The sequence below is a fragment of the Streptomyces sp. NPDC002176 genome (assembly GCF_044903645.1).
Classification (GTDB): domain Bacteria; phylum Actinomycetota; class Actinomycetes; order Streptomycetales; family Streptomycetaceae; genus Streptomyces.
In genome coordinates this window covers 715,287-739,624 of record NZ_JBJDQW010000002.1, presented here as the reverse complement: position 1 = coordinate 739,624, position 24,338 = coordinate 715,287, and the positions used below count along the sequence as shown (strand labels likewise).

The 24,338-nt window shown below is 71.9% G+C and carries 20 protein-coding genes; 10 read left to right on the top strand and 10 right to left on the bottom strand.

Annotation, left to right across the window (positions count from 1 at the left end; genetic code table 11):
- Positions 1 to 8: 8 nt before the first annotated feature.
- Both greA and ACI2LY_RS11590 read right to left on the bottom strand, forming a co-directional pair.
- The gene (gene greA / locus ACI2LY_RS11595; RefSeq protein ID WP_388996267.1) at positions 9 to 509 is read right to left on the bottom strand and encodes a transcription elongation factor GreA; all 501 of its coding nucleotides are present in this window, start codon (positions 507 to 509) and stop codon (positions 9 to 11) included.
- A 171-nt stretch (positions 510 to 680) separates the two neighbouring features.
- Positions 681 to 1,079: a DUF4307 domain-containing protein gene (locus ACI2LY_RS11590; protein WP_393915002.1), complete on the bottom strand. Its 399-nt coding sequence runs from the start codon at positions 1,077 to 1,079 to the stop codon at positions 681 to 683.
- A gap of 157 nt (positions 1,080 to 1,236) precedes the next feature.
- On the opposite strand from ACI2LY_RS11590, the gene mca reads away from it, so the two are divergent.
- Positions 1,237 to 2,118 carry a mycothiol conjugate amidase Mca gene (gene mca / locus ACI2LY_RS11585; protein ID WP_404706985.1) on the top strand — a complete coding sequence of 294 codons (882 nt, stop codon included), beginning with the start codon at positions 1,237 to 1,239 and terminating at the stop codon, positions 2,116 to 2,118.
- Positions 2,111 to 2,350 carry a hypothetical protein gene (locus ACI2LY_RS11580; RefSeq protein WP_399718951.1) on the top strand — a complete coding sequence of 80 codons (240 nt, stop codon included), beginning with the start codon at positions 2,111 to 2,113 and terminating at the stop codon, positions 2,348 to 2,350. The genes mca and ACI2LY_RS11580 overlap by 8 nt, the downstream gene beginning before the upstream one ends.
- A 54-nt stretch (positions 2,351 to 2,404) precedes the next feature.
- Here the strand turns inward: ACI2LY_RS11580 and ACI2LY_RS11575 are convergent, their stop codons facing one another.
- On the bottom strand, positions 2,405 to 5,608 hold the full coding sequence (locus ACI2LY_RS11575; protein ID WP_404706984.1) for a tetratricopeptide repeat protein: 3,204 nt from the start codon (positions 5,606 to 5,608) through the stop codon (positions 2,405 to 2,407).
- 95 nt (positions 5,609 to 5,703) lie between these two features.
- Positions 5,704 to 5,925 (bottom strand): GNAT family N-acetyltransferase, encoded by a 222-nt coding sequence (locus tag ACI2LY_RS11570; protein WP_404706983.1) that lies wholly within the window; start codon positions 5,923 to 5,925, stop codon positions 5,704 to 5,706.
- 2 nt (positions 5,926 to 5,927) lie between these two features.
- Between ACI2LY_RS11570 and ACI2LY_RS11565 the strand changes: the two genes are divergently transcribed.
- The 6 genes from ACI2LY_RS11565 to ACI2LY_RS11540 all read left to right on the top strand — a co-directional run bounded on the left by ACI2LY_RS11565 (position 5,928) and on the right by ACI2LY_RS11540 (position 14,926).
- Positions 5,928 to 6,110, top strand: coding sequence for a TetR family transcriptional regulator C-terminal domain-containing protein (locus ACI2LY_RS11565; RefSeq protein ID WP_404706982.1), 183 nt, complete (start codon positions 5,928 to 5,930; stop codon positions 6,108 to 6,110).
- A gap of 263 nt (positions 6,111 to 6,373) precedes the next feature.
- Positions 6,374 to 7,288, top strand: coding sequence for an FG-GAP repeat domain-containing protein (locus ACI2LY_RS11560; protein WP_404706981.1), 915 nt, complete (start codon positions 6,374 to 6,376; stop codon positions 7,286 to 7,288).
- A gap of 89 nt (positions 7,289 to 7,377) precedes the next feature.
- A complete protein-coding gene (locus ACI2LY_RS11555) occupies positions 7,378 to 11,445 on the top strand; it encodes a virulence factor (RefSeq protein ID WP_404706980.1) in 4,068 nt (1,355 codons plus the stop codon).
- A 166-nt stretch (positions 11,446 to 11,611) separates the two neighbouring features.
- On the top strand, positions 11,612 to 11,815 hold the full coding sequence (locus tag ACI2LY_RS11550) for a hypothetical protein (RefSeq protein WP_404706979.1): 204 nt from the start codon (positions 11,612 to 11,614) through the stop codon (positions 11,813 to 11,815).
- A gap of 86 nt (positions 11,816 to 11,901) precedes the next feature.
- Positions 11,902 to 13,935, top strand: coding sequence for a thioredoxin domain-containing protein (locus tag ACI2LY_RS11545; RefSeq protein ID WP_404706978.1), 2,034 nt, complete (start codon positions 11,902 to 11,904; stop codon positions 13,933 to 13,935).
- A 109-nt stretch (positions 13,936 to 14,044) separates the two neighbouring features.
- The gene (locus tag ACI2LY_RS11540; protein ID WP_404706977.1) at positions 14,045 to 14,926 is read left to right on the top strand and encodes a prohibitin family protein; all 882 of its coding nucleotides are present in this window, start codon (positions 14,045 to 14,047) and stop codon (positions 14,924 to 14,926) included.
- On the opposite strand, the gene ACI2LY_RS11535 is transcribed toward ACI2LY_RS11540, so the two are convergent.
- Together ACI2LY_RS11535 and ACI2LY_RS11530 are read right to left on the bottom strand one after the other, a co-directional pair.
- Positions 14,923 to 15,654 (bottom strand): Mut7-C RNAse domain-containing protein, encoded by a 732-nt coding sequence (locus tag ACI2LY_RS11535; protein ID WP_404706976.1) that lies wholly within the window; start codon positions 15,652 to 15,654, stop codon positions 14,923 to 14,925. The two genes, ACI2LY_RS11540 and ACI2LY_RS11535, sit on opposite strands and share 4 nt — an antisense overlap.
- A 31-nt stretch (positions 15,655 to 15,685) precedes the next feature.
- Positions 15,686 to 16,369, bottom strand: coding sequence for a hemolysin III family protein (locus ACI2LY_RS11530; RefSeq protein ID WP_404706975.1), 684 nt, complete (start codon positions 16,367 to 16,369; stop codon positions 15,686 to 15,688).
- A gap of 383 nt (positions 16,370 to 16,752) precedes the next feature.
- Here ACI2LY_RS11530 and ACI2LY_RS11525 point away from each other — a divergent pair, with 383 nt between their 5' ends.
- Complete coding sequence (locus ACI2LY_RS11525; protein ID WP_404706974.1) at positions 16,753 to 18,585, top strand: phosphoenolpyruvate carboxykinase (GTP); 1,833 nt, start codon at positions 16,753 to 16,755, stop codon at positions 18,583 to 18,585.
- A 6-nt stretch (positions 18,586 to 18,591) separates the two neighbouring features.
- Here the strand turns inward: ACI2LY_RS11525 and ACI2LY_RS11520 are convergent, their stop codons facing one another.
- The gene (locus tag ACI2LY_RS11520; protein WP_404706973.1) at positions 18,592 to 19,005 is read right to left on the bottom strand and encodes a hypothetical protein; all 414 of its coding nucleotides are present in this window, start codon (positions 19,003 to 19,005) and stop codon (positions 18,592 to 18,594) included.
- 114 nt (positions 19,006 to 19,119) lie between these two features.
- The gene (locus tag ACI2LY_RS11515) at positions 19,120 to 20,331 is read right to left on the bottom strand and encodes a pyridoxal phosphate-dependent aminotransferase (protein ID WP_164191701.1); all 1,212 of its coding nucleotides are present in this window, start codon (positions 20,329 to 20,331) and stop codon (positions 19,120 to 19,122) included.
- 239 nt (positions 20,332 to 20,570) lie between these two features.
- Here ACI2LY_RS11515 and ACI2LY_RS11510 point away from each other — a divergent pair, with 239 nt between their 5' ends.
- Positions 20,571 to 21,395, top strand: coding sequence for a trypsin-like serine peptidase (locus ACI2LY_RS11510; protein ID WP_404706972.1), 825 nt, complete (start codon positions 20,571 to 20,573; stop codon positions 21,393 to 21,395).
- Positions 21,396 to 21,398: 3 nt separating this feature from the next.
- Here ACI2LY_RS11510 and ACI2LY_RS11505 read toward each other — a convergent pair whose 3' ends face one another.
- Complete coding sequence (locus ACI2LY_RS11505; RefSeq protein ID WP_404706971.1) at positions 21,399 to 23,009, bottom strand: amidohydrolase family protein; 1,611 nt, start codon at positions 23,007 to 23,009, stop codon at positions 21,399 to 21,401.
- A gap of 12 nt (positions 23,010 to 23,021) precedes the next feature.
- Complete coding sequence (locus tag ACI2LY_RS11500; RefSeq protein WP_404706970.1) at positions 23,022 to 24,299, bottom strand: alanine racemase; 1,278 nt, start codon at positions 24,297 to 24,299, stop codon at positions 23,022 to 23,024.
- Between the last annotated feature and the right edge of the window lie 39 nt (positions 24,300 to 24,338).

Here is a 24,338-nt window from a genome sequence, read left to right as displayed (position 1 = left end):
GGGCCGGGTCAGGCCGAGTACGGTTCGGCCTTCAGGATCTTCACCGTGGCCTTCTTGCCGTTCGGCAGCTCGTACTCCGCGTTCTCGCCGACCTTGTGGCCGAGCACACCCGAGCCGAGCGGGGACTGCGGCGAGTACGTCTCGACATCGGAGCTGGCGTATTCACGGGAGGCGAGCAGGAACGTCGTCGTGTCGTCCTCGTCACCGTCGAAGGCGATCGTGACGACCATGCCCGGAGCGACGGCACCGTCGGCGGAGGCCGGGGCCTCGCCCACCTGGGCGTTCTCCAGGAGCTGGGTCAGCTGGCGCACACGCAGCTCCTGCTTGCCCTGCTCCTCCTTGGCCGCGTGGTACCCGCCGTTCTCGCGCAGGTCGCCCTCCTCGCGCGCAGCCGCGATCTTGGCCGCGATCTCCGTGCGCGCAGGACCAGTAAGGTACTCAAGCTCGTCCTTGAGCTTGTTGTACGCCTCCTGGGTCAGCCAGGTGACGTTCTCGCTGGTCTGGGTCACAGGGTGCTCCTCGTCGGTACAGGGAATACAAAGCATCGCCCTACCAGGAAGCATGTTCTCTCTTGGATGGGCGAAACCACGAGCCTAACAATTCAGGGGCGAAAGGGGGAGGACATAAGCCATCAGAATCGCATCAGCGCAGGTCACGCCGTACACATTCCGGGTGATCCGTCAGCCGGCGTGGCAGCCCAGCAGCTCGGCGGTGCTCCCCTTGGCCGTCGTACGGAGCGTGACGACCTTGTCCACCCGGGTGTCCGGCCCGGTGAACCGGAAGTCGGCCCGGCCGACCTCGGCCCCGTCGGCGGACTGGGAGCGCAGGGTGCAGTAGCCGTTCACATCGGCGTCCCGGTGGACCTCCAGATGCACGCGCACCGAGTCGTCCGTGGCCTGGAAGGTGATGACCTGCGCGCTGATCTCGTTCTTGGCGACGTAGTGATAGGCGAAGTAGCCGACCAGCACCAGCAGGGCCGCGCCCAGTACCGCGCCGAGGATCTTGAGCCGGTGATCGGCACGCTCGTCCGAGGAGCGGCCGTATCGGCCCTCGGGCAGCCGCGTGCTCGCCGTACCCATGATCGTCCTCTCCGCGGAATTATTCGTCCCCCGATTCGGTCACTATAGAAGCCTGCCGCCCGCCCTCCGACCGCCGCCCCATGGACGACGTGCCCCAGGCACGGCACCCGTTGACTGCCCCACCGACCGCGGGGCGCCGACCAACAAGGAACGAGTCTTGACTGACCAGCTGCGACTGATGGCCGTGCACGCCCACCCCGACGACGAGTCGAGCAAGGGCGCGGCCACCATGGCGAAGTACGTGTCCGACGGGGTGGACGTGCTGGTGGTGACCTGCACCGGTGGAGAGCGCGGGTCCATCCTCAACCCCAAGCTCCAGGGTGACGCGTACATCGAGGAGCACATCCACGAGGTGCGCAAGAAGGAGATGGACGAGGCCCGCGAGATCCTCGGGGTCGAGCAGGAGTGGCTCGGCTTCGTCGACTCCGGCCTGCCCGAGGGCGACCCGCTGCCCCCGCTGCCGGAGGGCTGCTTCGCCCTGGAGGACGTCGACAAGGCGGCCGGTGAGCTGGTCCGCAAGATCCGCGCGTTCCGCCCGCAGGTGATCACCACCTACGACGAGAACGGCGGCTACCCGCACCCCGACCACATCATGACCCACAAGATCTCAATGGTGGCGTTCGAGGGCGCGGCGGACACCGAGAAGTACCCGGAGGCCGAGTTCGGCCCGGCCTTCCAGCCGAGCAAGCTGTACTACAACCAGGGCTTCAACCGCCCCCGCACCGAGGCCCTGCACCACGCGATGCTGGACCGCGGGCTCGAGTCGCCGTACGGGGACTGGCTCAAGCGCTGGAACGAGTTCGAGCGGGTCGAGCGCACCCTGACCACGCATGTCCCGTGCGCGGAGTTCTTCGAGATCCGGGACAAGGCGCTGATCGCGCACGCCACTCAGATCGACCCCGACGGCGGCTGGTTCAAGGTCCCGATGGAGCTCCAGAAGGAGGTCTGGCCCACCGAGGAGTACGAGCTGGCGAAGTCCCTCGTGGACACCTCCCTCCCCGAGGACGACCTCTTCGCGGGCATCCGGGACAATGCCTGACATGAGCGCAAGCGTGAGCCTCGCAGTGACGCACCTCGTCCCCCTCGCCAAGGAGATCGACGAGAACAAGGTCACCCCCGGTGTCCTCGGCTTCATCGTGTTCGCGGTGATGGCCCTGGCCGTGTGGGGCCTGATGAAGAGCATGAGCAAGCACATGGGGAAGGTCGACTTCAAGGAGGCGCCCGCCGAGGGCGAGACCTCCGACAAGGCGGCCGAGTCCCGGCAGGGCTGACCCGAGCCGTACGGGTGACGGGCGCGACCGGTGGACCACCGGGCCGCGCCCCTCTCACCCCTTCTCCGGTACCGGCACCCCCAGCACATCGCGGGCGTGCCGGTCCGGCGTCATGCGCAGCCGCCACGCCTGCCAGCCCGCCTCCAGGCTCACCCCCCGCTCCAGCAGCAGGGCGTACGCCGGGGCGCAGTCGGTGAGCCGCTCGTCCCGCAGGGGATGGGCGGCGCGGACCAGGCGGGCCAGCTCCTCCTGCGCGACCGCCGTGCCCACCTCGGTGCCGCCCGGCGCCGCGTACGGCAGCAGGGTGCAGCGCAGGAACCGCGCCCAGTCCTCGCCGCGCCGGTCGCCGTAGGCGGTGAACAGGCCCAGCGCCTCGTCGCACAGGCCCAGCGCCTGCTGGCCGCGCTCGTTGCCCGCGTCCACCACCGCCAGCTCCAGGCAGGTCCACGCCTCGCCGTGCGGCACCCCGACCCGCTGGAAGTCGGCGCGGGCGTCGACCAGCAGCTGGCGGGCGAACCCGGAGTTGCGCAGCGAGCCGGTCTGCGCGGCCCGCTGGTCGCGGGTCACCCGCGCCGAGTGGTGCCGGGCGCAGGCCAGGCCGTACACGTCCCGCATCCGGGAGAACATCGTGCGTGAGCGCTCCAGCTCCCGCACCGCCCGGTCCAGATCGCCGGTCTCCTCCAGCGCCTGCCCCAGGTGGTACAGCGTCCACGCCTCGCCGCGCGCGTCCTCGTTGTCCCGGTGCCGTACGGCCGCCTGGCGCAGCCCCTCCACGGCGGGCGCCGCGTCCCCGTCGACCAGCCGGGCCCGCGCGAGCTGGGTCAGCGCCCACGCCTCGCCGCGCGCGTCACGGGTCCGCCCGTACCGCTCCAGCGCGGCCCCCAGCTCGTCCTCCGCGCGCGGTACGTCGCCGAGGCACAGGGCGAGCTGGCCGAGCTGGTAGTGGGCCCACGCTTCGCCGTGCACCGAGCCGCCCGCCCGGTGCAGGACCAGGGAGCGCTTCAGCAGGTCCAGCGCCTCCGGCAGCCGGGCCCGGTCGCGCTGTACGGCGGCCAGCGCGTGCATCGTCCAGGCGCGGTCGGTGGCGAGCTGCGGGGGCGCCTGGAGGTCCAGCGCCTCCTGGAGCTTGGCCGCCGCCTCGGTCAGGTTGCCCTGGTGGTGCAGGGTGATGCCGAGCGAGCACAGGGCACGGGCGGCGCCCGCGTCGTGGTGCGCCTCCCGGTACAGGTCCACCACCGAGGCCAGCGTGGTGCGCGCCTTGTCCAGCTCGCCGAGCTGCCGGGCCGCGATACCGGTACGCCACTGCACCGAGCGCACCAGCAGCCCCTCGTCCACGGCCTGCGCCAGCTCGTTGATCTCACCGAGCCGGTAGAGGTCGCCGCGCAGCAGGCAGTAGTCGCACAGCGCGCCCAGCAGGTTCAGCACCGCGCCCTGGTCCACGCCCTCGGCCTGGCGCAGGGTGGCCGTGATGAAGCTGGTCTCGTCGTCCAGCCAGCGCAGCGCCTCCTCCAGCGAGACGAAGCCGTGCGAGCCGAAGCGGTCCGAGCGCGTCGACATGTTGCCGTCGACCAGGCGCAGCACCGAGTCGGCCAGCTCGGCGTAGTTCACGATCAGCCGCTCCTGCGCGGCCGTACGCTCGGCCTGCTCCTCCTCGTCCAGCAGCCGGGCCTCGGCGAAGGCGCGGACCAGGTGGTGCAGCCGGTACCGGTCGCCGCGCACATGGTCCAGCAGCCCGGCGCGGGCCAGCGCGGCCAGCTGCCGACCCGCCTCCTCCTCACCGGTGCCCAGCAGCGCGGCGGCCGCCGCCACGCCCAGCGAGGCCCGGCCCGCCAGCGCGAGGCGGCGTAGCAGACGGCGGGCGGGCTCCGGCTGGTCGGTGTAGCGCAGCCACAGCACCCGTTCCACCGGTTCGACGGGGCCGTACGCGGCGAGGTCCGCCACGAGTCCGCTCGCCGGGCGGGAGCCGAGCGCCGAGCCCGCGCAGCGCAGCGCCAGCGGCAGCCCGCCGCACAACTCCCTGATCCGCTCGGTGGATTCGGCGTCGTAGGGGTGGGCGGAGTCCTGCGCGGAGGCGGTCAGCAGCTCCTCGGCACCGGCCGCGTCCAGCGCCTCGACGGGCAGGTGGTGCACCCAGGCGGGCAGGTCCGCGTCCAGCTTCAGCGGGGTGCGGGAGGTGACCAGGACCAGGCTGTCGGAGCGTTCCGGGGTGAGCGCGCGCACCTGCGCCGGGTCGGAGGCGTCGTCCAGCACGATCGTCACGGGCAGCCCGGCCAGATGCTGGTGGTACAGCTCGCTGAGCCGCTTGGCCTGCTGTTCGGGGGAGGCGTGCTCGCGGAACAGCAACTGCTCGCGGGGTGCGCCGAGCCGGTTCAGCAGATGCAGCAGGGCGTCGCGGGTGGACAGCGGCCGGGTCTCGCGGCCGTCGCCGCGCAGGTCGACGACGACCGCGCCCCGGAAGTGGTCGCGCAGCTGGTGCGCCGCGCGTACCGCGAGCGTGGTGCGGCCCGAGCCCGGTGCGCCGTGCAGGACGACCACGGTCGGCCGGGTCTCCGTCTCCGCGCGGGCGGCCAGCGCCCACTGCCCGATCCGTGCCAGCTCCTCGGTACGGCCCGCGAACAGCTCTTCTGGCTCTGGGAGTTGACCGAAGGACTGCTCCAGTGCGGTCCGGCGCCGGGCCGCCGCGCTTTTGTCCGACCCGCGCAGCGCCGGACCGGTCTTCTTGCCCGGCGCGGTGGAGGCGGCGAGCATCCGCTGCTGGTCCAGGAAGGGGCGGATGCCGCGTACTTCCAGCGCGGTCAGCCACTGCAGCCGCAGCTGCTCGGGGCCGCCGGGCTGGCTCGCCGCGCCCTTGCGGTGGTGGGCGGCGGGCAGATGCGTACCGGCCACCTTCACCACGGTCGCGGCGGCCCCGGCCGCGCCGACGACGACGCCCGCGCCGAGCGCGGTGCCCGCACCGGTGCCGAGGGACAGGTCGGCGACGGCCGCCGCGACCGCCGCGACGGCGGCCACCAGCAGCGGGGTACCGGCGCCCTCGCGGGCGTAGCGCCGGGCGAAGCTGAGCCGGTCCGCCTCGGACGCGTCGAGCGCGCGGGTGTACGCGGCGTACTCCTCCGCCGCCGCCCCCGCCATCCCGTCCAGCCCGGCGCGCGCCCGCGTGAGCAGCAACTGCCCGTCGGCCCGCCCACCCGACCGCCGCACCTCCTCCTCCACCGCCCGCACCACCAGCCGCTCGGCCTCGGCCCGATGCCCGTCCCGCATACGTCCCCCTCGACGGCAGCAACTCCCTTATGCCTCAGTGTCCTTCGGGGGCGCGGGGAGCGCGAGGGGGCGTCGATCACCACCTGCCCGGCCGGTCACCGCTCCAGGGCGTGCCACTCCGGTGCGAGGACCGCCCAGACCTGCTTGTCGTGCCGGGCGCCCGCGTACGGCCACGCCTCGCGTCGCACACCCTCCAGCGTCATGCCGAGCCGCTTCGCCACCGCCGCGCTGCGGTCGTTGTCTGCCCGGCAGTGCCATTCGGCCCGGTGCAGGCCGCGGGTGCCGAACGCCCAGTCCAGCAGCCCGCCTGACCGCACACGTGGCAGCCGCGCAAACCCTCGGCGAACTACCCCCCGGCGACCCGGCCCGCATCGCGGCGACCGCCCAGTCCTTCACCCTCGGCCTGGTGGTCCAGGCCCTGCTCGACCCGGCGGGGTTCCCACCGGAGCGACAGCAGGAACTCCTCGACGACTACCTCGCCGGGCTGACTGCTCGGCTGTGACGGCCGGACGGTGGCGCTCGGGCTCGTCGGCCGCCCAGATCCGGGAGTGCTCCGGACGCGCCGCGACAACTGCCGTCCAAGCTGGTTCAGTTGTGTGCCAGAAAAGTCTTTCTTATGGATCTCTTATGTTTGTACTATGCGCCTGCCGAGGTCGCAGGCCCGGCGCGTGTGCATCCGCGGGGGGATGGCCGGGCGGTGCGACGCGCGTGCCCGCACCTGCGCGCGTGTGCGCGCTCGTGTCGCTCATGAGGACGTTCCTTCGCATGCTCACCTTCTCCCATCGCCCGAGCCGCCGGGTGGTGATACGTGCCGTCGGTCTGGCCACCGCGGCCGTGCTCGCCCTGGTGACCGGGAATGCGGCGCCGTCGCCGGTTCCCGGCCGCGATCCGTCCCCGGCCTCGGTCGAGTTGCAGGCTGTCCAGGCCGCCTCCGCCGCTCCGATGCTGCCGTTGTTCGGCCGCAAGGCCGACGGGCACCTGTACGACTACGAGCCGACGGGCACCGGTGGCGTCCGGGCCGCGGCCGACCTGGGCGGCGGGTTCACCGTGGCCACCGCGCTCTTCCAGACGAAGACCTCCGCGGCCGGCGGTGGCATCGACCTGTACTACCGGGTCGGCGGGACGCTGTACTACACCGCGGGCCGCGGCACCGAGACAAAGGTCATCGGCGGCGGCTGGGACGTCTACAACGCCCTGGTGTCCGTCGGCAACCTGGGCGGCAGCACCGCCCCCGACGTGCTGGCCCGCGACGCCGCAGGGGCGTTGTGGCTGTACCAGGGCAAGTCCGACGGCACCTTCGCCACGAAGGTCCAGGCCGGGACCTCCGGCTGGAACGGCATGGACACGCTGGCCGGAGTCGGCGACTACACCGGCGACGGCAAGAACGACCTGCTCGCCCGCAGCACCACCGGCACGCTCTACATCTACCCGGGAACGGGCAGCGCGACGGCCAACGCGATCCTCGGAACCCGGCTGACCGTGCCGGGCACCGACTGGAAGAACTACACCACCCTGGTGTCGAGCGGCGACAACAGCGGCGACGGCAAGGCCGACCTGATCGGCCGCGACGCGGCCGGCGCCCTGTGGCTCTTCAAGGGCACCGGTGTCAGCACCGCCCCGTTCGCGGCGCGGGTGCAGATCGGCACCTCCGGCTGGCAAGCCTTCAACACCCTGTTCTGACCGCCGTCCCGGCCCCCCTTCTCTGCCCTCCGGCCCGGTCCCCACAAGACCGCCCGAGGCAGCATCAGCAGATCGGCTGACTCACGCCCATGCGCACCAACGCGCCACCTTTCCCGCGCCTTCCCCGACGTGCCCTGGGGCGGCTGCTCGCCTCCACCACTCTGGTGACCGTCGCCGCGCTGACCATCACCGGAAGCCAACTCCAACCCCTCGCCCGGACCCTGCCGGTGAGCGCGACCGAGGACACGCCGGGGTACGACCTGGACGCGGCCGCGAAGACCCGCGCCGCCCAGTGCCTGCTCAATCTCATGCAGCGCAAGGGCGGGCAGGAGATGAAGAGCGTCGCCCGCCGCGGCCTGAACGGCTCGGACGCCGAGCTGCTGCAGGCGGCGAACCCCGCCTACTACGAGGACCCGCCGCCGCCGCTCGACGTCGCGTACAACAACGACAAGGCGTCCGCCTCGGCCAAGATGGACGAGCTGTACGACCGGCACCACGAGTGGGAGAAGTCCCTCAACGTCGAGCCACCGGCCGGGTACACCTACACCGGGTTCCAGTGGATCGAGCAGAAGGACAACCCCTTCAGCACCACCGGCCTGTCCGGGTGGATCGCCGACCAGTTCTGGCAGTCCGAGTACGACCTGTTCCACGAGGACCAGGCCCCCGTGGCCAACGCGGACTCGGTGGCCGCGGTGACCAAGATCGCCACCACGCGCTACTCCGAGGACCGGCAGGAGGACTACGAGGACTGGTCGGCGTGGAAGTGGGAGATGCAGTTCATGCACCCCATGTACGCCGACGACGCCCGGATCTTCCTGCAGAACGGCGGGTTCCCGACCACCGCTCCCGACCCGGCGAGCATGGAGTACCGGGTCGACGTCGAAGGGCTCAAGGCGCGCTTCGCGTCCTGCACCACCCACAACCCGCCCGACCCGCACCACGTGCTGACCTCCGAGCTGATCACCGCCTCCGCGGAGTGGCAGCAGGAGATCGACGGCCAGCGGACCCAGCGCGACACCATCCTCGGTGAGGAGGCCCAGGCTTCCGCGGACCTGCAGATCGCCACCCAGGCACTGGGTGAGGCGCTCGGCCAGTCGATGATCGCCAGCCGACTCGCGGACTGGCAGGCGTACTGGCTGAAGCAGACCCCGGCCAGCGCCGGGCTGTCCTACCCGGAAGCGGCCGTTTTCACCAAGGTCAAGGCCGACATCGTCAAGGCGCAGGCCATGGCGCTGGGCCGGGTGTTCGTCGCGTCGCGGGCCTCCCAGTCCGCCCAGCGGCACGCCGCCACCGCCATCGCCGCGCAGCAGGCCGCGTACGGCATCGCCGACGCCGCCGGGCTGCCCCGCGGTCGCGGGCTCCTCTACGGCCAGCAGGCCGTCCAGGTGACCCGCGCGTCCGCGTCCGCCGCCGTGGCGGTGGCGAAGGCGACCGAGACGGCGTCCAACGCCACCCGCGCCTCCGCCGCCGACAGCAAGACGCTGCTCGCGCTCGCCCAGACCCAGGCGCACGCCTCGGCCGCGGACTTCCGCCGCGTCGCCGCCGAGGAGGCCGCGGCTCAGGCGAAGGCGGCAGCCGACGGCGCCGCCGTGCAGGCCACCAAGGCCGCGGAGAACGCCACGAAGGCCAAGGCCGCACAGGCCAAGGCCGAGGCCGCCGAGGTCACCGCGAAGAACGCGGCCGCCGACGCGCACGCCAAGCGGCTGACCGCCGAGGCCGAGCGCGACAAGGCCAGGACGCAGAAGGACATCGCCGCCACCGAGCGGCAGAAGGCGGCCGAGGCCGACCAGCGCGCCCAGAGCGAACGCACGACAGCGGCGGCCAAACTGGCGGCCGCGCAGACGGCCGGGAACACGGCGGCCACGAAGAAGGACGCCGCCCTCACCGCGGAGCGCAACGCCGTCACCGCACGCAACGACGCGCTGAGTGCGGAAGCCCTGCGGGACGCGCTGGGCGCCAAGGCCAGCGCGAAGGAAGCCAAGGCGTACGCCGACGAGGGCACCGACGCCGCGGCGGCGTCCCGCACCGCGGCGACCCAGGCGCGCGCCGCGGCCAACGCCGCGACCACCGCTGCCACCAACGCGCGGGCGGCGGCCACCGAGGCCACCAACGCGGCGGCGAACGCCCGGGAGGCGGCGACCAAGGCCGAGGCCGCGGCGTCACGCGCGAAGGCGGCGTCCGACGCGGCTCAGCGGGATGTGGCGGTCACCAACGCGGCGGTCACCAAGGCCCACGCGGCCGCGGCCGACGCGATCGGCTTCTCCGAAGCGGCCGCCGGGAACGTCCGCGCCGCCAAGGCGCTCGCCGACACCGCCCAGGCGAAGGCCGTAGAGGCCAAGGCGAATGCCGCACTCGCCCGGATCGAGGCCAACGCCGCCGCCGCGTCCGCGGTCAAGACGGCCGGCTTCGCGTACGCCACCGCGCAGGCGGCCCTGGCCGCCCGCGACAGTGCCCGACAGGTCATCAACCCCGCCAACGACGCCATCGAGCTCGGCTCGCCGTACAAGGAGACCGACGCTTCGGCCGGTCTGGCCGTCCTGGTCGGACAGGCCGCCAAGACCGCGGCCGAGCAGCAGGAGGCGCTCGCCAAGGCCAAGGCCGCTCAGGCCGCCAAGGCCGCCACCGAAGCCGCTGCCCTGGCCGCCGCCGCTTCCGCCGACGCCAAGGCGGCCGCCACCGCGGCTTCCGCAGCCGCGGCATCCGCTGCCGCCGCAACGGTGTCGCTGGGCAAGGCCCGCGCATCAGCCGCGGAGGCGTCCGCCGCCGCCCAGGCGGCCATCGCCTCCGAGGCCCGGACCGTCGAGTACGACCGGCAGGCCACCGCGGACGCCGCCGTGGCAGCCGCCGCTTCGACCGAGGCGGCCGGCTACGCCACCCAGGCGCGCACCTCGGCCGATGCCGCCGAGCAGGATGCCGCTTCCGCCCGGGGGGCGGCCACCGCGGCCGAGGCGGACGCCGCCACCGCCCGGGGCGTCGCCGACCAGGCCGAGAGGGACGCGACCGCGGCCGAGGCATCGGCCGCGCGGGCCCAGGAGGCCGCGAAGGAGGCCCAGGAAGCCGCCGACCGGGCGGAGAAGGCCGCCCAGGCCAAGCAGATCGACACCGGAACCGTGCCCGACGGGGACGGCGGCTCCATCGGCAACATGTTCTACGTCGTCGATCACGTCGAGAAGATCGGCGAGCCCGGGATCGAGAAGAAGACGGGCGGTTGCGACGGCTGGATCGACAAGCTCTTCTACACGGGCGACTGCACGATCACGGCGAAGATCCGGTACAAGGCGATCGTCGACCTGTACCTGTGCACCACGCAGCAGCTGAACCCCTCGCAGTACACCTGCCCCAGCAGCGAGACCCTCTACCTGGGGCAGCACGCGACCGAGGAACTCTCCACCACGGTCACGCACACCATCACGATCGCCGAGTACCAGAGCAACATCGACCCGATCGACATCCTCTTCGGGAGCTGGATCAAGTGCGCCCAGAAGTTCGCACCCGGCGGTGAGAGCGGAAGCTGGGGCGGATGCGCCTGGGCAGCCGTGGATGTCGCGAGCCTGTTCGCGGGCAAGGCCCTCAGGCCCATCGCCGACGCGGTCAGGGCGGCGGACGCCGCGGCCAGGACCGGCATCGGCTACCTCGACGCCTACCGGGCCCTGCGGTCGCTGGGGCTGTCCGAGGAGGCCGTCGCGGGCATCAGCAAGGTGCAGTTCCAGCGGCTGGCAGCCGCCTGCCCGCCAGCCCTCGCCCGTTCCACCGCGCGTGCGCTCGCGGCCGCCAGTGCCAGGTGCCCGGACTACGTCGCCGTGGCGCCGAGCGGGCTGGGCATCGTGGCGGGCATCGACGCGGAAGGACTCGTCTCCATGGCCGTCAAGGTCGGGGGCGACACACCGTCCGGAGGCGTCATGTTCAACAACGCGCTCGCGCACTTCGGCGACAAGGTCAAGGGCGTCAAGGCGTACTGGCAGAACGGCGGAGAACTCAGCGACAACCTGAACAACTTCAACAAGGCCCTGCGTGAGGGCAAGTCCCTCGACGAAGCCGCGAAGTCCTTCACCTTCACCGGATACATGTCGGGGAAGGCCGGATTCACCTCGGTGGAGTTCATCGAACTCCGCGGCATGTACGGGCAGTACACGGAGGTGGGCGTGATCTTCCGCTAGACGGCGTACCCAGGTGAGGGCGGGTTCCGCACCGCGGGGGCGGCTCGCCCTCACCGTAGGCTGCTCACGACACACCAAGAGAGGTCAGGGCGGAACCGCTATGAGCAAGAGTCTGGAAGACGTCGCGGAAGACTTGAGAGCGGCGCACGCCGAAGGGAAGAGTGCCGTGGAATTGGCACTCCTGGCCAAGGACGAACTCGGTGCGGGCTTCGGCGTCATCTCCTTCATCGCCGTCTTCCGTTCCGCCTTCGACATTCCCCTGCCCGTTCTCCAGCGGGCGCAGGCGTGGGAGGGCTTCGGCGGGGGAGGCGTTCACCTCTCCGACGAGGAGTTCTCCACGGTCCTGTCGCCCTGGATCGCGCGGCCATAGCCGCACGGCCTGACGTACTGGTGCCCCTGTCCGCAGGGGCACCAGTGGCCAGCCGCCACGGCCAGGCTCATGCGACGATGTGAAGCATGAACCGGCTAGCCGACGTGACCTCGCCGTATCTGCTCCAGCACGCTGACAACCCGGTCGACTGGTACCCCTGGGGACCGGAGGCGTTCGAGGAGGCGCGGCGGCGGGATGTGCCGATCCTGCTCTCCGTCGGGTACTCCGCGTGCCACTGGTGTCACGTCATGGCGCACGAGTCCTTCGAGGACCAGGTCACCGCCGACTATCTGAACGAGAACTTCGTCAGTGTGAAGGTCGACCGGGAAGAGCGGCCGGACGTCGACGCGGTGTACATGGAGGCCGTGCAGGCGGCGACCGGGCAGGGTGGCTGGCCCATGACGGTGTTCCTGACGCCGGAGGCCGAGCCCTTCTACTTCGGCACCTACTTCCCGCCCCGCCCGGGGCGCGGCATGCCGTCCTTCCGGCAGGTGCTGGAGGGGGTCCACCAGGCGTGGGACGGTCGGCGGGACGAGGTCACCGAGGTCGCCGGGAAGATCACGCGGGACCTCGCCCAGCGGGAGATCGTCCAGCAGGCGGCCGGGGTGCCCGGTGAGGAGGAGCTGGCCGGGGCGCTGCTCGGGCTCACCCGGGAGTACGACCCGCAGCGCGGCGGATTCGGCGGCGCGCCGAAGTTCCCGCCGTCCATGGCGCTGGAGTTCCTGCTCCGCCACCACGCCCGCACCGGCTCCGAGGGCGCCCTCCAGATGGCGAGCGACACCTGCGAGCGCATGGCCCGCGGCGGCATCTACGACCAGCTCGGCGGCGGCTTCGCCCGCTACTCCGTGGACCGGGACTGGGTCGTGCCGCACTTTGAAAAGATGCTGTACGACAATGCGCTGCTTTGTCGGGTTTACGCCCATCTCTGGCGGACCACCGGCTCCGACCTCGCCCGCCGGATCGCACTGGAGACCGCCGACTTCCTCGTCGGTGAACTCCGTACCGAGGAAGGCGGGTTCGCCTCCGCGCTGGACGCCGACAGTGATGACGGGAGCGGGAAGCACGTCGAGGGGGCGTACTACGTCTGGACGCCCGAGGAGCTGCGTGCCCTGCTCGGGGACGAGGACGGCGATCTCGCCGCCGAGTACTTCGGTGTGACCGACGAGGGCACCTTCGAGCACGGTCAGTCCGTGCTCCAACTTCCGCAGGCGGAGCGGGTGTTCGACGCCGAGCGGATCGCCTCCGTCAAGGAGCGGATGCTCGCCGAGCGGTCCCGGCGGCCCGCGCCCGGCCGGGACGACAAGGTCGTCGCCGCCTGGAACGGCCTCGCCGTCGCCGCGCTCGCCGAGACCGGCGCCTACTTCGACCGCCCCGACCTGATCGAGGCCGCCGTCGCCGCCGCCGACCACCTGGTCCGCGTCCACCTCGACGAGCACGGCCACCTCACCCGGACCAGCCGCGACGGCCGGGCCGGGGCCAACACCGGGGTGCTGGAGGACTACGCCGACGTCGCCGAGGGCTTCCTCGCACTGGCCTCCGTGACCGGCGAGGGCGTCTGGCTGGACTTCGCCGGGCTCCTCCTCGACCAGGTCATGACCCGCTTCACCGACCCGGAGAGCGGCGCGCTGTACGACACCGCCTCCGACGCCGAGCAGCTCATCCGCCGCCCGCAGGACCCCACCGACAACGCGACCCCGTCAGGCTGGTCCGCCGCGGCCGCCGCCCTGCTGTCCTACGCCGCGCACACCGGCTCCGAGGCCCACCGGACCGCCGCCGAGCAGGCCCTCGGCGTGGTCAAGGCGCTCGGGCCGCGGGTGCCCCGGTTCGTCGGCTGGGGTCTGGCCGCGGCCGAGGCACAGCTCGACGGCCCCCGTGAGGTCGCCGTCGTCGGCCCGTCCCTCACCGACGAGCGCACCGCCGCCCTGCATCGCACGGCCCTCCTCGCCAGCGCACCCGGCGCGGTCGTCGCGGCGGGCACCCCGGACGGGGAGGAGTTCCCCCTCCTCGCCCACCGCCCCCTGGTCGGCGGCGACCCGGCCGCCTACGTCTGCCGGAACTTCACCTGCGAGGCCCCGGTGACCGACCCCGACGCGCTCCGTTCGGCGCTGGACGACAACTGACCGGACCAGGCGCCCCACACGGCTACTTCCCGTACACCCGCGCCCGCTACGATGCGCTGCCCGCCGCCCCGTGGGGGTGGCGCATCCTGTGGGGGGAAAGCCCGTGTTCGTGCTGTCCATACTGCTGCTCGTCGTGGCGGTCGTGCTGTTCTTCGTCGGACGTGGCAGAGCCGAGGCCGGCTGGAAGATCGGGGCCGCGATTGGCGCCCTGGGTGGGGTCCTGGCCGGTCTGTTCGCCTGTCTTCATGTGGTCAGCGCCTATGAGGTCGGCGTCCCGGTGACGTTCGGCCGGATCGGCACCCCGCTGACCTCCGGCATGCACCTCAAGTCGCCGTTCACCGACGTCACCTCCTTCTCCACCCGGCCGGTCGACCTCGACCTGGGCGGCGAGGACCGGGTGGAGGTCCGCTCCTCGCAGGGCGGGGTGCTGTACGCCGACGTCACCATCAAGTGGGCCGTCGTCCCGCGCAACGCGGTCGAGCTGTACCGGCTGGCGGGCAGCGAGGACGCCGTCCAGGAACGGCTGGTGCTGCCGGACAGCCGCGAGATCATCCGCAATGTGTTCGCCAAGCACACCAGCGAGGAGGGGTACGCCTCCGGCCGTGAGCAGATCAGCGCGGAGATCGAGCGCCTGGTGAAGGAGCGGCTGGCCCCGCGCGGGATCGACGTGACCACCGTCAACCTGCGCAATGTCCGGCCGTCGAAGCAGCTGCAGAGTCAGATCGACAAGAAGATCCAGCAGGAGCAGGCCACCGAGCGCGCCGTCGAGTCCGCGCGGACCGCCAAGGCGGAGTCCGAGCGCAAGCGGATCGAGGCCGAGGGCACCGCCCGCGCCAACAAGATCCTGGAGCGCTCCCTCAGCGACAAGGTGCTCTACAGCCAGTGCCTGGACGCCTACCGCGAGGCCGCCAAGGCCCACCCCGTGTACGCCGTCCCCTGCGGCGGCGGCTCCGGCGGCACCCCGGTCATCGTGGACGGGACCAAGGACTAGCCCAGCGCGGAACGGAACCGCACCGCCTCCGCCACGATCGCCTCCAACTGCTCGTGGTGCGCCCCCTTCCAGTACGCCCGCCCGCACTCCCCGCACGCCGCGAACACGTCGTACGTGTCCCGCGTACCGGCCTTCAGCCGGTCGGCCACCTGGGACTTGGTGGCCGGGTGCAGGGGGCCGTTGCAGGCGGTGCAGCGGGACCAGGGGGCCAGCTCCGGGGCGAACCGCTCCAGCACGTCCCGGAGCTGCTGCTCGGGCCGGGTGCTGTACACGTACGCCCCGGCCCACAGCTCGCGGCGGCGCAGCAGACCCCGGTCACGGCTGAGCAGGACCCGGTGCTCGGCCGCCGAGCGCGCGGCGAGCGCCGGGTCGCCGATGTCGGTGGACTCGTACGCCGTGTCCACGCCGAGCAGGCGCATCCGGCGGGCCAGGGTGCCGAGATGGACGTCGAGCAGGAAGCGCAGCGGGGCGCCGGGCACCTGCTGGGGGCGTGGGACCGGGCCGACGTGGACGGACTCGCCGTCGGCCGGGACGTGGGCGCGGGGGACCTCGCGGCCGTCCACGGTCAGGGTGCCGACCTCGGTCAGCGGGATGCCGAGGGACTCCACGACATGGCCGAGGGAGGAGACGCCGTCGACACCGAGTCCGGCGACGCCCGCCCGGTGCGCGTGCGGCACGAACAGGTGCAGGTCCGGGGCGACTTCGAGGTGGATCACGGGTCCGTTCACCCGCTCAGGATGGCACGCGCTCCACAGACCCTCAGGAGTGCTGGTACGCGACCAGCGAGATGCCGACGTAGTGCACGATGAACGCGGCGAGCGTGAGGGAGTGGAAGACCTCGTGGAAGCCGAACCAGCGCGGTGAGGGGTTGGGCTTCTTGATGCCGTAGACCACGCCCCCGGCGCTGTACAGCAGCCCGCCGACGACCACCAGGACCAGGACGGCGATGCCGCCGGTGCGCATGAAGTCGGGCAGGAAGAAGACGGCGGCCCAGCCCATCGCGATGTAGCACGGGGTGTACAGCCAGCGGGGCGCGCCGACCCAGAAGACGCGGAAGGCGATGCCCGCGAGGGCGGCGGCCCAGATGCCCCACAGCAGCCACCGCCCCGTGCTGCCCGGCAGGAGCAGCAGGGTGAGCGGGGTGTAGGTGCCCGCGATGATCAGGAAGATGTTGGAGTGGTCGAGGCGGCGCAGGACGCGGTCGGCCCGGGGACTCCAGTTGCCCCGGTGGTACAGCGCGCTGACCCCGAAGAGCAGACACGCCGTCAGGGCGTAGATCCCGCAGGCGATACGGCCCCGGGTGGAGTCCGCGAGGGCGGTGAGCACCAGGCCCGCGATGAGTGCGGCCGGGAACATGCCCAGGTGCAGCCAGCCACGGAGCCGGGGCTTCACGGGGTCCGGCAGGGAGAGCGCGGCGGAGACGGACGCAGTCATGAACCGCATCGTACCTACGGAACCGTAAGTTACGGATCAGCACCCCTGTGTGGGTGGCCGAGGTCACGCCCACGCCAAGATCCATCGTCTCATGGCCGCCACGGGCCCCGCGTGCAAAGAATTCGCCATGTGCGTACCAGGTGCGCGCAAAGAGGTGGGCATGTCAGCAGGGCGGACGCGGAACACGCCGGTTCAGGGGTACTCGCTCACCTGTGACGCCCTCTGGACATATGCGCACTCGCATCGGATGATCAAATGAGTGCGGTCGGCACCGGATGAGCGGCACTCCCGATCGGGCCCGATCGGGGTTGCCGCCGGGCATCCGGGCCGCAGCCCCCAAGGGGCCGAGAAAATCCCTCACCAGGGCCATAAACCCTCACTTAGGAGCGATCGTGGCGCGCGACAACGCGGCTCCCACCGTCATCCCAACCACCCATCAGGAACTGATCTCGTGGGTCGACGAGATCGCCGAACTGACCCAGCCGGACAACGTGGTCTGGTGTGACGGCTCCGAGGCCGAGTACGAGCGCCTGTGCGAGGAGCTCGTCGCCAAGGGCACCTTCACCCGCCTCGACCCCGTCAAGCGTCCGCACTCGTACCACGCGGCCTCCGACCCGACCGACGTCGCGCGGGTCGAGGACCGGACCTTCATCTGCTCGCGGAAGGAGGCCGACGCGGGCCCGACCAACCACTGGAAGGACCCCGCCGAGATGCGGGAGATCTTCCAGGGCACCGGCGGCGAGGGCGGCCTGTTCCGCGGCTCCATGCGCGGCCGCACGATGTACGTCGTGCCCTTCTGCATGGGCCCGCTCGGCTCCCCGCTCTCCGCGCTCGGCGTGGAGATCACCGACTCCGCCTACGTCGCCGCCTCGATGCGCACCATGACCCGCATGGGCAGCGCCGTGCTGGCGGAACTGGGCACGGACGGCGAGTTCGTCAAGGCCGTGCACACCCTCGGCGCCCCGCTCGCGGCGGGCGAGCAGGATGTGCCGTGGCCCTGCAACTCCACCAAGTACATCTCGCACTTCCCCGAGTCCCGCGAGATCTGGTCCTACGGCTCCGGCTACGGCGGCAACGCCCTGCTGGGCAAGAAGTGCTACGCCCTGCGCATCGCCTCCGTCATGGCCCGCGACGAGGGCTGGCTGGCCGAGCACATGCTCATCCTCAAGCTCACCCCGCCGCACGGCGAGGCCAAGTACGTCGCCGCCGCGTTCCCGAGCGCCTGCGGCAAGACCAACCTCGCCATGCTGGAGCCCACCGTCTCCGGCTGGAGCGTGGAGACCATCGGCGACGACATCGCGTGGATGCGCTTCGGCGAGGACGGCCGGCTGTACGCGATCAACCCCGAGGCCGGGTTCTTCGGCGTCGCGCCCGGCACCGGTGAGCACACCAACGCCAACGCGATGAAGACCCTGTGGGGCAACGCGGTCTTCACCAACGTCGCCCTCACCGACGACGGTGACGTGTGGTGGGAGGGCATGACCGAGGAGCGGCCCGCCCACCTGACCGACTGGAAGGGCAACGACTGGACGCCCGAGTCGGACACCCCCGCCGCCCACCCCAACGCCCGCTTCACGGTCCCCGCCGACCAGTGCCCGATCATCGCGCCCGAGTGGGAGGACCCGCGCGGGGTGCCGATCTCCGCGATCCTCTTCGGCGGCCGCCGGGCCAGCGCGGTGCCGCTGGTCACCGAGTCCTTCGACTGGAACCACGGGGTGTTCCTGGGCGCCAACGTGGCGAGCGAGAAGACCGCCGCCGCCGAGGGCAAGGTCGGCGAACTGCGCCGCGACCCCTTCGCCATGCTGCCGTTCTGCGGCTACAACATGGGCGACTACATGGCCCACTGGATCGACGTGGCCAAGGACAAGGACCCGGCGAAGCTGCCCCGGATCTACTACGTCAACTGGTTCCGCAAGGACGGCGAGGGCCGGTTCGTCTGGCCGGGCTTCGGCGAGAACAGCCGCGTCCTGAAGTGGATCGTGGACCGGCTGGACGGCCGCGCCGAGGGCGTCGAGACCCCGATCGGCGTGCTCCCGGCCAAGGGCTCCCTGGACACCGAGGGCCTGGACCTGACCGAGGCCGAGCTGGACTTCCTGCTCACCGTCGACGAGGAGGTCTGGCGCGAGGAGGCGTCCCTGGTGCCCGAGCACCTCGACACCTTCGGTGAGCACACGCCCAAGGAGCTGTGGGACCAGTACCGGGCGCTGGTCGAGCGACTCGGCTGAGCCGGATCAGCGGGCCGCGCTGAGTTCCCTCGGCGCGGCCAGGGCCGCCGTGTGGGCTTCCATCCGCTCGGCGGCCAGGATCGCGGCCGCGGTGTCCGCGCGGGAGGCGGCGACGACCAGGGCGCGGCCCGCGAGGGTGTGCGCCCGGCGGTGCAGCGGCGCCGGATCGGTGGCCGCTCCCGGCACCGCCCGTACCGGCGCCTGGCCACCGCGCAGCCGGGCCACCTCGGCGGAGAGCCGCTCGGCGGCCGGGTCCAGCTCGGGGTCGGCGGCCGGGCCGCGCAGCTCGTCCGTGACGGCGAGCAGGGCCGCGAGGTGCCCGGCCAGCTGGATGTCCAGCTCCTCGTCGCGGGAGCGGTGCGGGAAGTCCGAGGCCGCCGGGGTGCTGTGGACCGACTTGGAGCGGATCGGTTCGTACATGGGACGGCCTCCTCGGCGCTGACAGGAAGCCATCCTAGCTTGGATTCAGTCTAAAGTTGAGTCGAGTCACGGACGGCGGCCCGGCGGCTACGGCCGGTGCCGCCCCCTGCGCGCCTACGGCTGGCCGTAGCCGTCCAGGAACGTCCCGATCCGGGTCACCGCGTCCGTCAGATCGGCCACGTTGGGCAGCGTGACCACCCGGAAGTGGTCGGGCTCGGGCCAGTTGAAGCCGGTGCCCTGGACCACCATGATCTTCTCCTGGCGCAGCAGGTCCAGGACCAGTCGCCGGTCGTCCTTGACCTTGAAGACCTTCGGGTCCAGGCGCGGGAAGAGGTACAGCGCGCCCTTGGGGCGTACGCAGCTCACGCCGGGGATCTGGGTGAGCAGCTCGTACGCCGTGTCCATCTGCTCCTTCAGTCGGCCGCCCGGCAGTACCAGGTCGTTGATCGTCTGGCGGCCGCTGAGCGCCGCTACCACGCCGTGCTGGCCCGGCATGTTGGCGCACAGCCGCATGTTGGCCAGGATCGTCAGGCCCTCCAGGTAGGAGTCGGCGTGCGCGCGCGGGCCGGAGACGGCCATCCAGCCGACCCGGTACCCGGCCACCCGGTACGCCTTCGACATGCCGTTGAAGGTGAGGGTGAGCAGGTCGGGGGCGACCTTGGCGGTGGGGGTGTGGACGGCGCCGTCGTAGAGGATCTTGTCGTAGATCTCGTCGGAGCAGACCAGCAGGTTGTGGCGGCGGGCGAGGTCGGTCAGGCCCTTGAGCATCGCCTCGTCGTAGACCGCGCCCGTGGGGTTGTTCGGGTTGATGATCACCAGGGCCTTGGTGCGGTCGGTGATCTTGCGCTCGATGTCCGCGAGGTCGGGCATCCAGTCGGCCTGCTCGTCGCACCGGTAGTGCACGGCGGTGCCGCCGGACAGCGAGACGGCCGCCGTCCACAGGGGGTAGTCCGGGGCGGGTACGAGGACCTCGTCGCCGTCGTCGAGCAGGGCCTGCATGGCCATCACGATCAGCTCGGAGACGCCGTTGCCGATGAAGACGTGCTCGACGTCGGTCTCGATGCCGAGCGTCTGGTTGTGCATGACCACCGCGCGGCGGGCGGCCAGCAGGCCCTTGGCGTCGCCGTAGCCGTGGGCCGTGGAGACGTTGCGGAGGATGTCCTCCAGGATCTCCGGGGGGCACTCGAAGCCGAAGGCGGCCGGGTTGCCGGTGTTGAGCTTCAGGATGCGGTGACCGGCCGCCTCCAGTCGCATCGCCTCCTCGAGCACCGGGCCCCGGATCTCGTAACAGACGTTGGCGAGCTTGGTCGACTGGATCACCTGCATGCCCGCGAGCTTACGGGCCGCCCGTGCCTGGTGGGCGGTGTTTTCCACCACGTGTTCCGGTGCGGATTCCGGATACGGGACGGGCGGGTTCGCTCGGATATGGTCCGGATGCCCAACTACCCCTGGACGTGCATGCGTTGACGCCCCACGGGGAAGGGGCCCGTCGGGTCGGCACTCTTGTCCTCCCTCGCCCCTCTCGTGACAATGTGCATGACAATTCACGAAGAGGGGACCCCCACATGAACAAGCCTCTCCTGGCCGCGCTCTCCGCCGTGGCGCTCGCCGGGTTCGGCGCGACCCCCGCCCTGGCCGCGCCGCAGGCCAAGGCGGTGACCGTCGACTTCGCCGGGACCGTGTCGCTCAGCAACTGTTCCGGCTCGGTCGTCCGGCTGCCCAACTCGGCGGACAGCGACCCCGCGCTGGTGCTGAGCAACGGGCACTGCCTGGAGACGGGCTTCCCGCAGCCCGGCCAGGTCATCACCGGCCAGTCCTCCAGCCGCACCTTCGGCCTGCTGAACTCGGCAGGCACCAAGGTCGCCACGCTCCGCGCCAACCAGGTCGTCTACTCGACCATGACCGACACCGACGTCACCCTGTACCGACTGACCACCAGCTACGCGGCGATCAAGAGCTCATACGGCATCAACGCGCTGCCGCTGAGCGACACCCACCCGGTGGCCGGGAGCAGCATCAAGGTCGTCTCCGGGTACTGGAAGCGGATCTACTCCTGCAACGCGGACGGGTTCGTGTACCGGCTGAAGGAGGGCGGCTGGACCTGGAAGGACTCGCTGCGCTACACCGCCGCCTGCAACACCATCGGCGGCACCTCCGGCTCCCCGGTGATCGACACCGCCACCGGCAAGGTCGTCGCCGTCAACAACACGGGCAACGAGGACGGCCAGTCCTGCACCGAGAACAACCCGTGCGAGGTGGACCAGAACGGCAAGGTCACCGTCCGCCAGGGCATCAACTACGCCGAGCAGACCTACCAGATACCGGCCTGCTTCACGACCGGCAACAAGCTCAACCTGAGCGCCGCGGGCTGCACGCTGCCCAAGCCCTGACCGTCACACCGGGGTACGGCGCACCGACCGGCCCGCGAGCACGTCGGTGCGCCGCCCGTCCTCGATGACGAACCGTCCGTCGATCAGCACGTGCGGAATCCCGGTCGGCAGCGTCCTCGGCTCCGCGAAGGTGGAACCGGCGGCGACCGTGGCCGGGTCGAACAGCACCAGGTCGGCGCGGTACCCCTCGCGCACCAGGCCCCGGTCCGGCAGTCGCAGCCGGGCCGCGGGCCGTGAGGTCAGCCGGGCCACGCACTCCTCCAGCGACAGCACGCCCAGCTCGCGGACGTAGGTGCCGAGGTAGCGCGGGAAGGTGCCGTAGGCGCGCGGGTGCGGCTTGGTGCCCTGGAGGATGCCGTCCGAGCCACCGGTGTGCGCGCGGTGCCGCATGATCGCGCGGACGTTGTCCTCGTGGCCGACGTGCTGGAGGATCGTGGTGCCGAGCCGGTCCTCGACCAGCAGGTGCCGGACGGTGTCCCACGGCTCCTCGCCGCGCAGGGCGGCCGCCTCCTTCACCGTGCGGCCCACGTACTGGGCCAGCGCCGGGTCGGTCACGCCGGAGATCTCGATCGTCTCCCACTCCGCCGGTACGCCGTGGCAGCCGTCGGAGCCGGTGACCTCCAGGTGGTGCCGGACGCGCTCGGCGGTCGCCGGGTCGGTGAGCCGGGCCAGGATCTCGCCCGGGCCGCCCTCGCTCGCCCAACTGGGCAGCAGGGCCGCCAGGGTGGTGGAGCCGGGGGTGTAGGGATAGGTGTCCAGGGTGAGGTCGGCGCCCGCGTCCAGGGCCGCGTCGAGCAGGGCGAGCAGCTCGGGGGCGCGGCCCTCGTTGACGCCGAAGTTCATGGTGGCGTGCGCCAGGTGCAGCGGGCAGCCCGCCTCCCGGGTGAGGGCGACCATCTCAGCGTACGCCTGAAGGGCGCCCGCACCGTAGGAGCGGTGGTGGGGGCAGTAGTAGCCGCCGTAGGAGGCCACCACCCGGCACAGCTCGGTCAGTTCGGCGTCGTTCGCGTACATGCCGGGGGTGTAGGTGAGGCCGGAGGAGAGGCCGACCGCGCCCTGTTCCAGGCCCTCCGCGACCAACTGCCGCATCCGGTCCAGCTCGGCCGGGGTCGCCGGGCGGTCCTCCCAGCCGACGACCAGCGCGCGGACCGTGCCCTGCGGGACCAGATAGGCCGCGTTGACCGCGATGCCCTGATCGAGCCGGTCCAGGTACTCGCCGACCGAGCGCCAGTCCAGGTCGAGGTCGTCGCCGTAGCCGTTCCAGCCGGTGATGGCCCGGCGGACCTCCTCCAGCGTGCGGTCGTCGACGGGGGCGTACGACAGGCCGTCCTGGCCCAGCACTTCGAGGGTGACGCCCTGGGCGGCCTTGGCGCTGTGGTCGGGGTCGCGCAGCAGGGCCAGGTCGGAGTGGGCGTGCATGTCGATGAAGCCGGGGGAGAGGACCAGCCCCTCCGCGTCCAGCTCGCGCCGGGCGCGCGGGCGCTGACAGCCCGCCGCCGCGGCCTCCTTGACGATGGACACGATCCGGCCGCGGTCGACCACCACATCGGCGCGGTAGGCGGGCGCCCCGCTGCCGTCGACCACGTCCGCGTCCCGGATGACGAGTTCTTCCATGGCACTGACCCCCTAGAAGAACGTGCGGACGTATTCCACGACCGTGCCGTCCGCCTCGGCCACCGGGATGAGCTGCCACTTGTCGAAGCTGGTGCAGGGGTGGGACAGGCCGAAGCCGATCCAGTCGCCCACCATGACATCGGCCTCCGGTGTGGTGGCCAGCCACATGTGCTGGTCCGACAGGGCGGTCACCGTGACGCCGGTGGCGGGGCGCTCGGCACCGTCCCGGCGGACGACCTGCGCCTCGGGCTTGTCCAGGTCGTAGGCGGCGTCCCGCTTGCCCGCGTTGACGAACGCCTGGCCGGGCTCGGGGCGGGAGACCACCTGGGCCCACAGCCGGAACGCGGGCTCCAGCGCGCCCTCCTCCGGGACCCGGTTGAAGGGGGTGATGCGGCGGTAGTGGCCGTCGTCGTGGGAGACGTAGGCGCCCGAGCGGAGCAGCTTCAGCACCGGGCGGGACAGCTCCGGGACCTCGGCGAACACCTCGGCCACCGTGTCGAACCAGGCGCTGCCGCCCGCGCTCACCACGATCTCGTCCGCCTTCGCGAACCGGCCCTCGGCGTCCAGGGCGGCGGCGAGCGCGAGGAGCCTGCGCAGGTAGGCCCCGACCCGCTCCGGGTCGGCCCCCGGCACCTCGCCCTCGTAGCCCGCCACACCGACCAGGCGCAGGGTGTCGGTGGCGGCCACGGCGGCGGCCACCTCAGCGCACTCCGCCTCGGTACGGACACCGGTGCGGGCGCCCTCGCCCGCCGCCAGCTCCACCACCACGTCCAGCGGGCGGGCGGCGCCGGTCAGGGCCGCGTCCATCAGCTCGACCCCGCGCACCGAGTCGACGTAGGTGACGAGGCGGAAGTCCGGGTCGGCGGCCAGCTCGGCGGCGATACGGCGCAGCGCCGCCGCGTCCACCAGCTCGTTGGCGAGGAAGATCCGCTGGATGCCGAACTCCCTTGCCACCCAAACCTGATGGGGCACCGCGACCGTGATGCCCCAGGCGCCGTGCTCGATCTGCCGGGCGAAGAGCTGGGGGGCCATGGAGGTCTTGCCGTGCGGGGCGAAGGCGAGGCCGTGCCGGGCGGCGTAGGTCTCCATGAGCGCGAGGTTGTGCGCCAGGCGCTCGGCGGACAGCGCGAGGACGGGGGTGGCGAAGCCCCCGGTGAACAGGTTGCGGCGCTCGGCGGCCAGCTCGCCCACGGTCAGCCCGGCGGCGTCCGGCGGAAGGCCCTTGAAACGGTGGTCGACCCGTTCCCCGGCGAGCTGCGCCAGGGCTTCGGAACCGGTCTCACGGGCCATACGAGCCTCCTGATCAGCCTCGTTGCACTCTCTGCAACG

Bases quoted from the DNA above. Each gene is read 5' to 3' on its own strand.
- ACI2LY_RS11580 (WP_399718951.1), top strand. From the start codon at position 2,111: ATGCCTGACATGAGCGCAAGCGTGAGCCTCGCAGTGACGCACCTCGTC.
- ACI2LY_RS11575 (WP_404706984.1), bottom strand. From the start codon at position 5,608: ATGCGGGACGGGCATCGGGCCGAGGCCGAGCGGCTGGTGGTGCGGGCG.
- ACI2LY_RS11515 (WP_164191701.1), bottom strand. From the start codon at position 20,331: ATGCAGGTGATCCAGTCGACCAAGCTCGCCAACGTCTGTTACGAGATC.
- ACI2LY_RS11560 (WP_404706981.1), top strand. From the start codon at position 6,374: ATGCTCACCTTCTCCCATCGCCCGAGCCGCCGGGTGGTGATACGTGCC.
- ACI2LY_RS11545 (WP_404706978.1), top strand. From the start codon at position 11,902: ATGAACCGGCTAGCCGACGTGACCTCGCCGTATCTGCTCCAGCACGCT.
- ACI2LY_RS11590 (WP_393915002.1), bottom strand. From the start codon at position 1,079: ATGGGTACGGCGAGCACGCGGCTGCCCGAGGGCCGATACGGCCGCTCC.
- ACI2LY_RS11505 (WP_404706971.1), bottom strand. From the start codon at position 23,009: ATGGAAGAACTCGTCATCCGGGACGCGGACGTGGTCGACGGCAGCGGG.
- ACI2LY_RS11510 (WP_404706972.1), top strand. From the start codon at position 20,571: ATGAACAAGCCTCTCCTGGCCGCGCTCTCCGCCGTGGCGCTCGCCGGG.
- ACI2LY_RS11500 (WP_404706970.1), bottom strand. From the start codon at position 24,299: ATGGCCCGTGAGACCGGTTCCGAAGCCCTGGCGCAGCTCGCCGGGGAA.
- ACI2LY_RS11530 (WP_404706975.1), bottom strand. From the start codon at position 16,369: ATGCGGTTCATGACTGCGTCCGTCTCCGCCGCGCTCTCCCTGCCGGAC.
- ACI2LY_RS11520 (WP_404706973.1), bottom strand. From the start codon at position 19,005: ATGTACGAACCGATCCGCTCCAAGTCGGTCCACAGCACCCCGGCGGCC.
- ACI2LY_RS11555 (WP_404706980.1), top strand. From the start codon at position 7,378: ATGCGCACCAACGCGCCACCTTTCCCGCGCCTTCCCCGACGTGCCCTG.